The organism is Spirosoma sp. 48-14, assembly GCF_001898575.1.
GTDB lineage: Bacteria > Bacteroidota > Bacteroidia > Cytophagales > Spirosomataceae > Spirosoma.
In genome coordinates this window covers 92,393-105,739 of sequence record NZ_MKUD01000031.1, presented here as the reverse complement: position 1 = coordinate 105,739, position 13,347 = coordinate 92,393, and the positions used below count along the sequence as shown (strand labels likewise).

At 49.0% G+C, this 13,347-nt stretch carries 15 protein-coding genes and 1 tRNA gene; 2 read left to right on the top strand and 14 right to left on the bottom strand.

Annotated features, from left to right (window positions below; all coding sequences use genetic code 11):
- Window positions 1-148: 148 nt before the first annotated feature.
- The 10 genes from BGO59_RS17735 to BGO59_RS17690 form a co-directional block, all read right to left on the bottom strand.
- A complete protein-coding gene (locus BGO59_RS17735) occupies window positions 149-685 on the bottom strand; it encodes a hypothetical protein (RefSeq protein ID WP_293685173.1) in 537 nt (178 codons plus the stop codon).
- A gap of 2 nt (window positions 686-687) precedes the next feature.
- Window positions 688-2,244, bottom strand: coding sequence for a right-handed parallel beta-helix repeat-containing protein (locus BGO59_RS17730; RefSeq protein WP_293685172.1), 1,557 nt, complete (start codon window positions 2,242-2,244; stop codon window positions 688-690).
- A gap of 1 nt (window position 2,245) precedes the next feature.
- Window positions 2,246-3,679 (bottom strand): hypothetical protein, encoded by a 1,434-nt coding sequence (locus tag BGO59_RS17725; protein WP_293685170.1) that lies wholly within the window; start codon window positions 3,677-3,679, stop codon window positions 2,246-2,248.
- A 2-nt stretch (window positions 3,680-3,681) separates the two neighbouring features.
- Window positions 3,682-5,190 (bottom strand): hypothetical protein, encoded by a 1,509-nt coding sequence (locus tag BGO59_RS17720; protein WP_293685168.1) that lies wholly within the window; start codon window positions 5,188-5,190, stop codon window positions 3,682-3,684.
- Between the two features lie 3 nt (window positions 5,191-5,193).
- Window positions 5,194-6,288 (bottom strand): hypothetical protein, encoded by a 1,095-nt coding sequence (locus BGO59_RS17715; RefSeq protein ID WP_293685166.1) that lies wholly within the window; start codon window positions 6,286-6,288, stop codon window positions 5,194-5,196.
- 70 nt (window positions 6,289-6,358) lie between these two features.
- Window positions 6,359-7,522, bottom strand: coding sequence for a hypothetical protein (locus tag BGO59_RS17710; protein WP_293685164.1), 1,164 nt, complete (start codon window positions 7,520-7,522; stop codon window positions 6,359-6,361).
- Between the two features lie 55 nt (window positions 7,523-7,577).
- Window positions 7,578-8,459 carry a hypothetical protein gene (locus tag BGO59_RS17705; RefSeq protein ID WP_293685162.1) on the bottom strand — a complete coding sequence of 294 codons (882 nt, stop codon included), beginning with the start codon at window positions 8,457-8,459 and terminating at the stop codon, window positions 7,578-7,580.
- A 117-nt stretch (window positions 8,460-8,576) separates the two neighbouring features.
- Window positions 8,577-8,650 (bottom strand) — tRNA-Trp (locus BGO59_RS17700).
- A gap of 59 nt (window positions 8,651-8,709) precedes the next feature.
- Window positions 8,710-8,946 carry a hypothetical protein gene (locus BGO59_RS17695; RefSeq protein WP_293685160.1) on the bottom strand — a complete coding sequence of 79 codons (237 nt, stop codon included), beginning with the start codon at window positions 8,944-8,946 and terminating at the stop codon, window positions 8,710-8,712.
- 40 nt (window positions 8,947-8,986) lie between these two features.
- Window positions 8,987-9,490, bottom strand: a complete 504-nt coding sequence (locus BGO59_RS17690) for a hypothetical protein (protein ID WP_293685159.1) — start codon at window positions 9,488-9,490, stop codon at window positions 8,987-8,989.
- A gap of 271 nt (window positions 9,491-9,761) precedes the next feature.
- Between BGO59_RS17690 and BGO59_RS17685 the strand changes: the two genes are divergently transcribed.
- Both BGO59_RS17685 and BGO59_RS17680 read left to right on the top strand, forming a co-directional pair.
- Window positions 9,762-10,295 carry a hypothetical protein gene (locus BGO59_RS17685; protein WP_293685157.1) on the top strand — a complete coding sequence of 178 codons (534 nt, stop codon included), beginning with the start codon at window positions 9,762-9,764 and terminating at the stop codon, window positions 10,293-10,295.
- Window positions 10,262-10,486, top strand: coding sequence for a hypothetical protein (locus BGO59_RS17680; protein ID WP_293685155.1), 225 nt, complete (start codon window positions 10,262-10,264; stop codon window positions 10,484-10,486). Before BGO59_RS17685 ends, BGO59_RS17680 begins: the two co-directional genes overlap by 34 nt.
- Before the next feature lie 119 nt (window positions 10,487-10,605).
- Here BGO59_RS17680 and BGO59_RS17675 read toward each other — a convergent pair whose 3' ends face one another.
- The 4 genes from BGO59_RS17675 to BGO59_RS17660 form a co-directional block, all read right to left on the bottom strand.
- On the bottom strand, window positions 10,606-11,550 hold the full coding sequence (locus tag BGO59_RS17675) for a hypothetical protein (protein ID WP_293685153.1): 945 nt from the start codon (window positions 11,548-11,550) through the stop codon (window positions 10,606-10,608).
- Window positions 11,547-11,960, bottom strand: coding sequence for a hypothetical protein (locus BGO59_RS17670; protein WP_293685151.1), 414 nt, complete (start codon window positions 11,958-11,960; stop codon window positions 11,547-11,549). The genes BGO59_RS17675 and BGO59_RS17670 overlap by 4 nt, the downstream gene beginning before the upstream one ends.
- Before the next feature lie 64 nt (window positions 11,961-12,024).
- Window positions 12,025-12,636 carry a hypothetical protein gene (locus BGO59_RS17665; protein WP_293685149.1) on the bottom strand — a complete coding sequence of 204 codons (612 nt, stop codon included), beginning with the start codon at window positions 12,634-12,636 and terminating at the stop codon, window positions 12,025-12,027.
- Between the two features lie 116 nt (window positions 12,637-12,752).
- A partial coding sequence (locus BGO59_RS17660; protein ID WP_293685147.1) for a hypothetical protein occupies window positions 12,753-13,347 on the bottom strand: 595 nt, incomplete at its 5' end.

Sequence of the window (13,347 nt, the reverse complement as noted above, 5' to 3'; positions counted from 1 at the left end):
TATGGCAAAGGCTTTTTTGCTTTTTTGTAGCTCCTTGATGGAACTGACGATCTTATTGACTTCTATATGACTGACTGAGTTAGTCGAGTCAAAAGCCCCGGAAACGTAGGCTACTTTTTGGGGTATTGTGCTTAAATCAGTCATAGCATTAGTTAAGTATCAATGGTAATTTTCCCGGTAGGCCGAAGTTGGTTTGAGCAGGTGTTCCGGTATTGATATTGAGCGTTTCCCACTCCGTACCTGTCCAGCGTTCGAGGGTTGTTCCGTCCAGACTACGCACATCACCAATCCGGTAGGAGAAAGGAGCGACTGTTAGCGCAACCTCAACCGCACTATTCGTTTGAATGGCGATGTCGGTCATCGTTGCCCGGCTCAGTGTACCTTTGCTAAACTGAAGCGTTCCCGCCAGCACAACCCGGCCGTCGAATCTGATCTGGTGAAAAGCGCCTTCAGGAAACTGTAAACTGGCTGGATAGACCAGGGTAATCACCCGGCCTGAAACGCTGATGGCTGGCTGCAACGAACTAGGCAGCTTATCCTGATAGGCCGAATACCTTGCTTCGCTTTTGACCTCATCAGGCATTGCGGCATCACCCAGCACCGTTATCCGAAGCGTCAGACTGTTACCCAAAAACCCCTGAAGGTTCAGCGTTGTCGGCAGATCGATGATCGTGTTTTGAGCCATGGTTAGGGAGTATTGTGGGTGTAAACAGGTGCCGAATATCCAGCCGTAACGTTGCTATGTACGATAGATCCCGTGACCCGGCTGGTATCAAGTTGAATCGGTTTATTGACCGTACCTCCACTGGTGTGGTAGAGGTTATTGCCCACGACAAGGCTATACTGAAGGCCTGTTCCCTGCATAAACAACGGACTTCCTTCGTAGCCACCCGGTAGGGTGTCCTTAAAGTTACCGTCTAAGGCATTGTGGCTAATATCGAACCGAGTATATACCCCACCACCCGCCAATTGTATAGCCGCCTTACGGCAGTCTTTAAAGCTGTTCTGGGTAATTGATACGTTATCCAGGGATGCATTACTGATAAAAAGCTGATTAACCCCTTCCCCCTCGTTCCCCCGAATGCGGAGCCTGGTGACCACGGATGGATTCAGGACTGAGACAAAGTAGGGGATGCGGTTGGCGCTGTTCCAGTATACTTTATTATCCCTGATCGATAGACCCTCGGCGCTGATCAGATCGATTGCCCCCGCCCGAATATCAAAAAACGTGCACCCTTCAATACTGGCATTGGTGACTACGTGTGTCGAATCGCCTAATCGGATGCTGTGATACGGCGACACATCGAAACGACAGTTACGGATGTGTATATCATCCCCCTGTTTTATATGTATGGCGTAGGATTCAGGTGTTTGAAACCAGACATTGTCGAAATCGGTACTGTGGTTGTTAGCATCCAGAGGGCTACTACCTCCGTAGACCAATGCCGTTCCAGCCAGCGAGGTAGCCGAGCCAGCTTTCAGAATCCCGCCCACAAAATGGACGCCCGAGCTAATATTATCGCTATCCTTTATAATGTGAAATAAGTGTTGCCCCGCTGTAACCTGCACAGCCCTAGTCCCCCCGTAGCTGCTCGCCATATCCATCAAAATCGTCACCGAGCCTTTGATGTAGAGTTCGTGCGTTATTTTGTATAAGCCATGTGGGATGTAGACGACGTTCGAAAAACCGTTGCTGGGACTATTAGCCGCGTAGGTGCCTGGATTGTTGGCCTTGGTTGCTGCATTAATAGCCCTTTGCAGAGCCTGGGTATCGTCCGTTACACCATCGCCTTTCGCATCCGCGTGACCTCTGGCGTTAATGTATGCTCCGTCCAGATCGCGTTTGTAGCGAAAACCAGCCTGGGTTACAATCGTCAGAATCGTATCGTCAGCCGAAACCGCGTCACTGGCATCGAGTCTGAACAATCCCCTTCGCCCATTTTCACCCACGTAGATCGACAAAGGGGAAGCCGACGAAGAGAGCGTCGATGATCGTACACTACTGATCAGCATGTACAGCTTAGGCAGCTCGTTGGTTCGCGCATCGATCTTTAACCCCTCTTCAGCGCCGAGTTTACTTTTCTGATAGAGGTAGCCATCAGCCCGTTTGTAGAGGTTGACTGTTCCACTATAGGGGGCAGCGGGACTCGTCGCTGTCTGCGAAATAACAGGTATGGTTACGCCCGACTGCGCCAGCGAACCCAGCCAGCACAGGGAAAAGAGTAGGCTTAGTAGCTGTTTCATATTAGATCGTATCACGGAATAAGCGAAGTTTTGAGCCTTGCAGGTTGATGGTTTTTTGAATACCCGGAACTGGATTTAGCGTAATTGATTCATAGCTGTTTTTGCCCCGACTTGGATCAAAAACCCAGTAATCGACCGCGTTTCCATTGACTCGGTACATGGCGTCAGGACGGCCCCTTCGACCCGTTGCCGAGTATGGTCCGCCATTAGCCGCTGCATGTTCCAGAATTGTCGTTCCATCAGTTTTCGGCTCTACCCAACTCCCATCTGCCTGCTGGTAGCGACAATACTGCCAGGGCTGCCCTTCTGTCCGGTTGCACTGAGAATAATAATAGGCCGCTTCAAAGCCAGCATCATGCCAGCGCATCGGCTCTACTGGGTAGCCATCGACCGACGAAGGTGCTGGTGTACCAGACACGTTAGGTACCCATGTCTGCTCTGAGTAACCAGCGGTTACCTTCGAGGGGTCAGAACCGTACCGGGTACGTTCATCGAAAATGATGTAGCCAATGGTTCGGCAAAAGCCAATACAGAAGATGTTACCTACCTGCCACTCGTAATCGACCTGTGGGTGCTTACCAATCGTAATGATCTTGCCCTGATTGCCCACTTGCCGCTCATAATTCAGGCCATTATTCAGATCACCACCTTCAGGACTAAGAGCCTCAATTTTGCCCCAGTCCAAATAAATTAGCTTGTCAGGTGGGATACCTGCGGGGGTGTAGTTCATTGCTTTTGCTACCCGTTCGGCAGCAAACGCCTTGTTGTAATACCGGCTGGCGTAGTCGGGCTGATCGGCATAATGTTTTATGATGTGACCTACCCCTTCTGTCCAGCGCGTCGAGAAATAACCATAGCCCGCCCGAGCAGCCGACACTGAACTGATCATGTTTTTGAAAAATGGATCGTTGGGAGCTTTATTCGATCCGTCGCCTGTTTGAAAATTCCACGGATCGCCATTGTAATTATCCCATGCGCCATATGTACCAAAATCGATGTAGGGAATTCCATTTTCTTCATGGAACTTCTTCCGTTCGTCATACCACCAGTGGTATTGTGGAATGGTGTAATCACTCCATCCCCACGGATTACCTTCATAGAGTTCATTAGCCTGATACTTGGCCAGCGATGCTGTCCTGGCAGCTGCCCGTACCTGAGATTCAGTCAGGTTGGTAATTGGGGGCGTCAGGCCCGGCACGTTATTAAAAATACTGGAATGAATCCAGTTGAACTGCTGGGATGTCCCCAGCGAGGTATCCATAACAGCTTTGACGCCTGCCCGGCCAATAATTGAACTGGAGGACACATCCGTCCGCTTGTTGACTACAACAAAAATCTTGTTGTCGGGAAGAGTAAATACCGGTGCCTCTTTCATGCCACGGGGCACCCATATGTCGGTCGGATCTAGCCAGGACGGGCGAAATACTTCTGCCATAATTACAGGGTTGGCGCAGGGCCAATTTGCGTTTGGAAATATGCTTTCTTGCTCCAGTCGGAGGTATTAGGATCTGGACTCGTCGCAATAGCTACCATCATCGAGACGGTATCGCCTGGCTTGTAGTCGTATGTGGTCGGCATGCTTGTCCGGTATGGCTGCCCACTGATAAAGACGTAGAGTGCCTGACCACTGCCAATGCTCGGAGTGGCTAGGTTGACAATCCGGGCATTGCCTCCGCTCCACTCAATGCCCGGATCAAACACAGATGGATTGCCCCGTACGATTTGCTGAGTAGACTGAGTCGTTGGTGGGTTGTCGACAATCGTCGGATAGATCTGAATCCGGGTTGTTGAGGGAACCGACGAAGCCGGAACTGTCAGCGAGAAGGGTACAACAACGCTTTCGTTGCCAACCGCCCAGCACCGGAAACTGAGCACAGCACCGAAGTAGAAATTCAAATCAAAGGCATGCGTGTACCCTTTGGCATCACCTGTAATGCGGCTGGTTGGCACTGTCGTCCAGGTGTTGCTATTTCCAGCCCAGCTTAGTTGCAGGACCATGTTAGCATTCTGGGTCACGTTAAACCAGAGGTATTCGCGGTTGGCGGCATCGGCTGGGTCAGAAGAATTTTTCACCCACCGCTGATCAATATTGGCAATTACAGCTGGCGTCGGCGTACCAAACGTAGGGGCCGTGGTCGACAGGCTCAAGTCATTATAACCAACCTCTGAGCCGGTCAGGGGGATGGTGCCGTACAGGGTTTGACCCAAATGCTGTATTTTGACGTAATACGTCTTAATGGCCGGATTGTCAGTAACCTGTAAATAGTAGTACTGTTTGCCGTTAATAAGTCCAGTCGTAAACGGAATTGACTGCTGACTCCCCGTCGTTACCCCATCCGTCGTGTATAAGGTCACAATGGGTAGGTTTTGTACACCCGCATCGGGACCAACCCGAATGGCAAGTTTTTTATCGCCCGACGACCATTGCCAGTTTGCGTAAATTGTGGCACTCGCCTTGGTCAGTGTCACCGACAGAGGTTTGTTTTTGCCATCATCCTGCACGGCCGTCAGCACAATGGCCGTATTGGCAGACTGCCCCATGGGCACGGTGCCATAGATCTTTAGTTGGTTAACGCCCTGATTAACGGCACTCAAAAACGGGTGCGAGGCCAGAACGACCGAGACAATGGTATGGCCCGTCGAAGCCGCTGCCCAGCTATAGGGCACGACCCATTCGAAATACTGGCCTGGTACGATTGCAGGCTTGGAGGCATTGACCAGGGCCTCGTTCCAGACAGGAAGGCCCGACGTGGTGACACTGCAATCGGTTGATAAGCCAGCTGGCGTACTGCCATCGGACGGGGCAGGTCCATAGACAGCCCACCCCAGCGCTACCGGATCAACACTTGACAGATTGATCAGGTCATCGACCGTTAAATTTTGTGGTACCCGGTACAACGTGGCTCCACGTTTAATGACCAGTTCGTTTCGCGTTGGTATAGGCATGACTTACGCAGTTTGTTGTTTTTGGAGCCAGAGAGTCCCGTTGAAATCAGCCGCAATCGTACTATCGTTGATCACCACCTTTACTTCGTAGTTGTTGGCTCCGTTAAATGCTACCCCAGCGTAGTTTTCGGCAGACTTACCATCCGAGCCTCTTAGGTACCACTGAATGTTATCCCCTGCCACCTGTAGGTTATGGGTAATCCACGTGTTTACATTGGAAGGGGTAATAGTCAGTATCTGATTTGGTTGCGGGTCAATAGGCACCTGATGACAATAGATGGCTTCAATAGGTCCTGCATTGGAACTGCCACCTGTGCCCACACCTCCGTTGGCCTGTAGCCAGGCTGTTAGGTTGGGTAGTATGTAGCTAAATACCTGAGCTCGGGAAGCAACAACCATCTGACTATCGCCTGTTAACGGGTTGGTCTGAGGAGCAAACAGGCCCGGAATATCGGCTGTCGATGCGGTCAGCTGCGTAAAAAACAACGATTTTAGGATCTGCTCGGAGCTGCCCGATAAAATGCGCTTACCCTCAACGACGGTATTTTCACCCTGAAATGCGATCCGGTTGCCAGTAGACGGATCAGCCATACCAAAGACCTGTCCCGAAAGTCTACCCATCAGAAGCCGAACCATCGAATCGACAACAACCTGAAATCCGCCTGTCAGCGTATCGGTCAGGATTCGTTTAAAATCTTCACCCTGACCGCCAGATAGGCCAATGGCCAGGGTAGCAATAAGTTCAGTAAGTTGACTTAGTTTGATAGAGAGCGCATCTACCGCACTCCTACGCTGATCTTGCGAGGCTGCCTGTACAAGCTGAAGTATTGTTTTGCCGAGCAAAGCCTTCCATTTATCCGGCTGTGTGGCTGGAGACTCACCAATAGCCGGGTCTTGAATGGCCCGGTAGATCGAGTCGTTAAAGAAAATGTACGAACCCGCTTCATATTCTTCTGAGGAGGGGTCGTAGGCTAATGGGATAGATTTTAAAAGTAACTCCAGAAAGCCCCCAACCCGCTCGGCTGTATTGGCACCGGGCAACTGTTCGCCCTTTATTTCAAGGGCGTCGTCAAGAAGCTGGCTAAATGTTGAGGGCATGTGCAGGCTAAAAAATAGCCTGTTGGGTCACCATCTGTAGAAAGCGACCCAACAGGCTGTTACAAATGGATTAAAGCGCCTTTTGCATCGGCGTACCGATCTGGGTCAGGTTCGCATCGCGCTTGATACGAATTACACCCGTCACCCCGTCGTTGACTGACATTAAGGGGTTGTTCAGGATGATGTACCAGATTTTAAGCTCCCATACGAAGAAATCTTCGCAGACCGACGAGCCCTCTGAAACAGGCATCCGTTCACGACGGAAGATCGTATCGGATTCAACCGGCAGTGACTGACCAGGGCCATTGGGAAAACGAAGGCCTAGCAGTGGTGTACGGAAACGGGTTTCAGCGAAGCCATCGCCCATTATGTCGGCTTTTACTTCATTATAGGCCGCTGTGTACATAGCCACTGCCCCCCGATCAATCAGGAAGTCTGAATCAGCCAGTGAGCCGCCGTTTTTAAGGAAGTTCTGACGGTCAGTATAGATACGCAGGTCATCGAAGTGATTTTGCTGACCCGCGTCACCGGCTGGTGTACCTTTCTGCCCCTGTGCATTGTAAAGCGGCCAGTATAGATTACCACCATCAAACACGGCCGGGTTCTTGAAGCGGTTGAGTTCGGCCAGTTCCATCAAATACGGCACAATGTCAAACGCGTTGAAGTTACCGGCTGGCACTCGGGTCAGCGTCGGATCGTCCGTCACGTTATCGACCAGCTTGCCATACGTGCCCAGCAACCCTTTGTAAGGGTTTACACCTGAAAAGCCCAGTAGTGCCAGGGGTACTTTTGAGGCCAGCTGATTGACCAGATCAATGATTGTGTTCTGCAGTTTATGCTGAAACTTCTGATCGAAGGTGAAGCGGTTGCCGCAGTCTTTGACTGGAATTTTAAGCGTTGAGCTCATCCAGTTAGTGATCTGGTATTCAATTTTGTTGGAGGCAGGCTGATCACCGTCGATTTCACAGGTAACGGCCGTATGGTTGGTAGAAGTGCCCTCCTGAATAGTTGAACCGCCCGACTCCAGCCATTGAACTTTAATGGGCTTACAGGAATCGTTTTCGGTGAGGGTATTAGCCAGTTCGGCTGTTTGTTCGGCCCAGATACCTTTTAAAATCTTGGTATCAGCTATGCGCACATTGTTTTCATTGCCCCGTGCGTCGGGCCAGTTGCGCTCCAGGTCCAGCAGTAACTGATCAACCTGCGATGCGTCGAATCCGGTAATTTGTGCCATAATAAAAGGGTCAGTTGCCTACTGACGAAAGGATACTGACCCTTTTTCAGGCCAGTTAAGATTTTGAATTTTCTTTCCAGTAGGTGATGACCTCCTGACGTTGATCGATGTCGTACTTGTCCCGATCGCTGATGATAGCCTCGTATTCCTGCTGGGTTTTGGGCCACTCGCCCTTGAATTTCTTTTCCCCTTGTTGCTTTTGCTTGCCATCTTCGGGGTTAAGGCCCGTTGAGGACTTCTGATCGCTGACCTTAGTCGTATAGACGTTTTCGACCAGTCCCTTGAAGAAATCTTTTTCGCCTACCGGAAACAGCTTATCGGTTTCGATGCGCTTACCATCTTTCCAGTATTCGTAGTCAGTTGTTCCCTCAATGAGCTTAGGCTCAACACCCTGCAACTGCTCCAGATACATGCGTTCCTGAACGGCGGCAATCTTGGGGTCATCAGAAATCACGGCCTGATTATCCTGAAGGGCTTTGATCGCTTTAGCGGTCAGATTGGCCAGATTCGCTTCGGCTTTCGACTCGTTACGAACTTTGGTCAACTCTTTCTGATGCTCTCCATCCTTGTCTTTCAGCGCTTTTTCAACCGCTTTGAACGCTGGATGCGACTTAACCTGTTCTTCGGTCAGTTTTGTCGGATCAACTTCGGGCTTGTATTTCTCCTTTACTTCATTAAGCAGGTCCTCAATGGTTTCGGGAGTCGATTCAAGACCAAAGAGATCTTTTGCAACCTTGTTGGCGGCTTTCTGCAAAATCCCGCGACCGGCTTTGTCCCCTTCGTTGCGAACAGCTTTGATGCGCTGGCCGACGAGTGTGTCTACGTCGCCCGGCTTATCGCCCGTCAGCATGGTTTCAATGTCGGAAACGTCTTTGCCCAGCGTAGTCGCCAGTGCCCGAACAGCAACGTTTTGCTGATCTTCAGTCAATAGTGCCATGATATATATTTAGAATTAAGGTATTCCAAGGACCAAGTTTGCCAAAAGGCGACCCCAAAAGGCCAAAACTCGTATTGACAAAGTGCGGTCAATAAGCGCAAAGGGTACTCTATAATCTGGCACTAAGGGAGCGATTCGAACGCCCATCGGCGGTTTTGGAGACCGCTGTTCTACCCTTGAACTACCGAAGTGTAAAAAATGCCAGGCGGTCAACTCTGGCTACCTATACCTCCCATCAGCCAACAGGAGGTTATTTCGTACTGGCATCATCAGCCTTTTTGTCTTTGGCTTTCGCGTCAGGCGCTGCGGCTGTTGGAAGTTTGAGTTCATCAGGCACGTAATCAGTTTCCTGAATCACATCGAAGTTCTTTGCGTGCCCGGTTGATTTGAGCACATCGAATTCGTCTTTACTCAGGTTTTGCATTTTGCCCGTCACTCTGTGTCTGACCTGCATCGGTAGCTGGGGTTTGAGGTTGAGAATCACCATCCGATTTGCCGGGTTGCTCCGACTCCTGCGGATTGGTTGTCTAGGTTGCCGAGGTGTCGACCGAGTCGAACATCTTGGACTGTTCTTCGGTGATTACAGGTAGGCCATCGAGCAAATCTGACAGATGCTTTTTGAACTGCTTCTTACCTGTTTCGCTGATGCGCGAATCGCCGTCGATTTTACCTTCCAAATGATTGACAATCTGAATCAGCGAAGGCGAATCAGTAGAGTCAGTCTTTGATTCAGATTCATAAGCGAAGTCATACCCATCAACAAGCGATTTTACGAGCCGATCAAATTGCTCATATTCTTCATTTGAAAGGCCATCAGGATCTTTCAAACGTGCTTCAAGTACATCAACCGCATCTTTTACAGGAAAGCCTGTAAGCTCCTGCTGTTCAGTTTGAGCCTGAACTGCTGGCTGAAGCTCGGGCGGTGTAAACTGTTCCACTCGCTCAAAACCGCCGATCTTTTCGCCCATACCTTCCGGTAGTAAGCGATTCACGCCCGTTTTGATATTTCGGTAAACGACCTCGTTTGTCATGATAATAAGGGTGTTGTTAGCTAACAGACAAAGCAAAAATACAAGAATTACGATTTTTACAACTAATTTATTATAAAAAATAGTATATTTGTTACGCAAAGTAATCGTGAAGGGTATTCAATAAGACATTGGCAAAGAGTCAGCCGAAGGGCGCGGCTCTGCTTCATCCCGTGGTTTAGCTGTAATGGCGACCAGTTCCTTCACAGGTGCTTTGCAACGGGTCATGCAGCAGAGCCGCGTTTTTTTTGTTTTAAACTAATGATTATGGGCTATGGAAGGAGTAGTAAAGACTTGTTCTAAATGTGGAGCTGAAAAATCTATCAATGAATTTGAAACAGATAATCGACAGAAGTCAGGTAAAGGATCAAATTGTTTGGAGTGCAAAAGAGAAAGAGGGCGAGCTTATGCTGCTAGTAATAAGGAAAGAATGAAAGAATACAAAAGGCTCTATAGATTAAACTCAGAAAATAGAGAAAAAATAAATAAAGCTGAAAGGGAGCGTCTTAAAAAACCAGTAAGTGCAAGAAAACGAAAAGAAAGTAGAAGCAAATACTTACAGACGGAAAAAGGCATGGCAACCATTGTGCGTAATCGTTTGAATTGGTATGAAAATAACCCGCAAAAGAGAATAAGGTACTATCGCCTAGGCAGTCAGTCACTTAGTGATTGGTATATAAGACAGCTTCTTTTGAATCAAGACTACCCAAAAGAATTAGTTAATAATGAGGATTTTATAGAAGTAAAACGTTTAATCATTAAAACCAAAAGACTATGCAAAACATTAGTGAATTGCGAACAAGTCTAGCTGACAATTACACAAAAATGAAGGCTGGTAAAATGAATCCTGGATTGGGAAAAGAATTATCTAATGCAGCAGGGAAAATTATCAACTCCCTAAAAGTGGAATTAGAATACAATCAACTTATGCAAATCAAAAAGACAATTCCTTTTCTGGAAAGTACCACAGATGCAACTGAGCCAACCAATAACAGTTGAATGGCTTGCGGTAAAACTATTAGGATGGGGATACAATTAATTCTCCATCCTTTTTTTGTTTTACATCATCCCGCATGCGGACTGCCTGTGCATCCGAAACGGCTGACCAATGATGTCGATTATTCAATGACAATCAGCTTATTGTTAACTAGTTTTACATCAGAACGCATACGCATTGCTTGCGCGTCGGATATGGCAGACCAGGAATGACGGCAGAAAACCCCGCCCCCGTCCAGTTGCGCTGAGTAGGAGCCTTTAGGCTTGCCACTGAAATATCCAATACTTTTGTTTTGATAACCGCCATACTTATCCGCAGGCGTTCCCATTTTCTGGATTTCAGATTTAAGAAACAGTTTACCATCACGAACCCGGCAGAACGGACGCGTTCCGGCGATAGTACCCCCTAGATAGACAAACGCGGTCATGCTGAGTCCATCGGCAAAGGTTTTCTGTGCCACACGGTCGGCTTGCTGATACACATCATACGCCACCGTGTCATAATGCCTTGACCAGATGCCTTTGGCGGGTGTGGCTGGATCAGTTGCCGTTTCGGCTCCTTCAATGAACGCTTTCAGGTTGCGTTTGAACTTTTCCAGCCCAATGCCTGATGATTTTTGCGCGTAGGCGAACTGTTGGATTTGCCTACGCACGGTCGTGTCCTTACTGAACAGATCAAACAGGCCATTGCTGACAATCTCGCCATCGGCCGTTATACCGAACCGATCCGTGTAGAGCTTGTCAACGCTACGCTGCACGTTTTCAAACAGCACCTGATTGACCGCTACCCCGCCGTAGGTTTCGCCAACCGCTCCCTGAAAGTAGGCATCGTTCAGGCTTTTAATGGTTAATAGGTCAAGTCCAAACTGCTGCAGTACGGGCACATGTTTTTGTTGCTCGAATTTACCCAGCAGGATAGCCAGTTTCTTGGGATCAGCCAGAATCGAATCCGCATTCGCCAGTAGCAACGCGTACAGGTCCTTATCCAGCGTCAGCAGGCGGCTATCGAACTCCGTTTGCAGTTTTTCGATAGCGGCAATCCGTTTTTTGGCGTCGTCTTGGGTCATTCTTTAGGTGGCCAAATCTGTTGATAAATCTCGTGGTGCACATAAGCGACCATGTAGGCCCAAGCTTCAGAACTTATTTCTGCATTGTGAGGAAGGTTGATACTGTGAAAGAGAAATTCTACCACATGAAAAACCTCATGGGCAATAACCGACAGATGTTTGTTGTGTGTAGGAAACTCCCGAAGCCTTAAGACAATCCCACTACCTCGAATTGCGGCTGTTCTTCCATCCTGATAGGGTAATTGAGGGCCAATTAGTTCAACCCACTCCTCAACAAGACTCTCATCCATAAATCGCAACAATCCATCTTTGAATCGTTGGTCACTTTCAGCAATCGACACATACAACTGTCGATTGTAGGGCGTCAATTCAATAATGAATCGTCTGGATTTCTCAATAAGCTTAGGCATAATTGAATAGTAGAAAGGCCGAAGATTACTCCCCGGCCTTTGTTAGATTGATAAACTATTTTGCTTAGAACGGCGCTTCGAAACGACCTTCTTCACATTTAGCATCCCATTCGATGGTAACAAACCAGGCATGGGCCATCGTTGCTGATTCAGGATCAATTTCGTAAACGGGTTTGATGACCGCTTTGATGCCAACCCCTGAACCCGCGCCCGTACTCCCATTCGATCCGTAGAAGTGCTTACCTGAACGGTAATACAGCAGGATATTACCGTTACACTGTAAATTCCGGTAGAATTCGTACTTGCCATCTGAGTCATCTTCATCCTTGAAGGTGATTGAGCGCGTAGAATCCTGAAGCCGAACACCCGTACCTTTCTGGTTCTTTTTGTAGTTCAGCGTCGCCTGGGGCTTTTTGCCCTTATAAACTTCATAATGCCGGATCGGATTGGCTACGTTGCCACTTCCGCCCGTACCGTCGGATGTGTTTGACAAACGAGTTGTCCAACTGGCAGCCGACGCAGGATCACCGGCTACCGGATGACCCTGGTCGGTATAGAACACTTCAGTAATCCCCTCGTCGTTGTCCACGTCGCAGGAACCCAGAACTAATGCCGGTAATGCAGCATCGACGCACAGGTCATCTACGCATTCGGCGCAAAAATTATTGGTAGGCATAATTGTAGTGCCAGTTACGCCACTGACGGGGGATGTTTAAAACAAAGATAAAAACTACTTTTAATATTACTATACGATAAATTACAGTAAATAAGTGACTACAAAACTGCTTCTTACTACGCTTCGCAAACCACTTCAGTCAGCACTTCGTTGCTGTCACTATCGGTCGAACAGCCAGCACCCGCTGAGCCTGCCGCGTTCCATTCCAACTGCGAGACGGGCAGAGTCATACTAACCGTAAAGCCGCCCGAATCGCTGAGCGACACCTGCGTTTTGGCTTCGTACTCCCGGGCCTGAATGGACCGGCGAACTGAGCCATCAGATCGAAGCAAACTAACTTCAACGAGTCGGTGGAGTCCTGCCATGGCCAGCGCATCGGCAACGGGCTCCGATGCATTGTCGAGCCGCAGCGTGTAGACCTTAGTAACACTGCCAGCGGTTTTATTCGTGCCTGACTTGGTTTCGCTTTCGTCGTAGGTCGGCCCCTCCAGAATCCCGTCGACGTAAACGATCTGCTGAAAGCCGAACGTTCCGTACAACAGTTTACCCAGCCGGGTATCGTTGAGCAACCGGACTTTGAGTAGTGAACAGGGGCCGCACTTAATGCCGAACGGTTCGGATACCGCGTCACCGACGACGATTCGGTAGGTTCCTGTTGGCAGGCTGGCTGGAGTCGTTGAATTGCTGTACAACTGACTGCCCAGATGAATC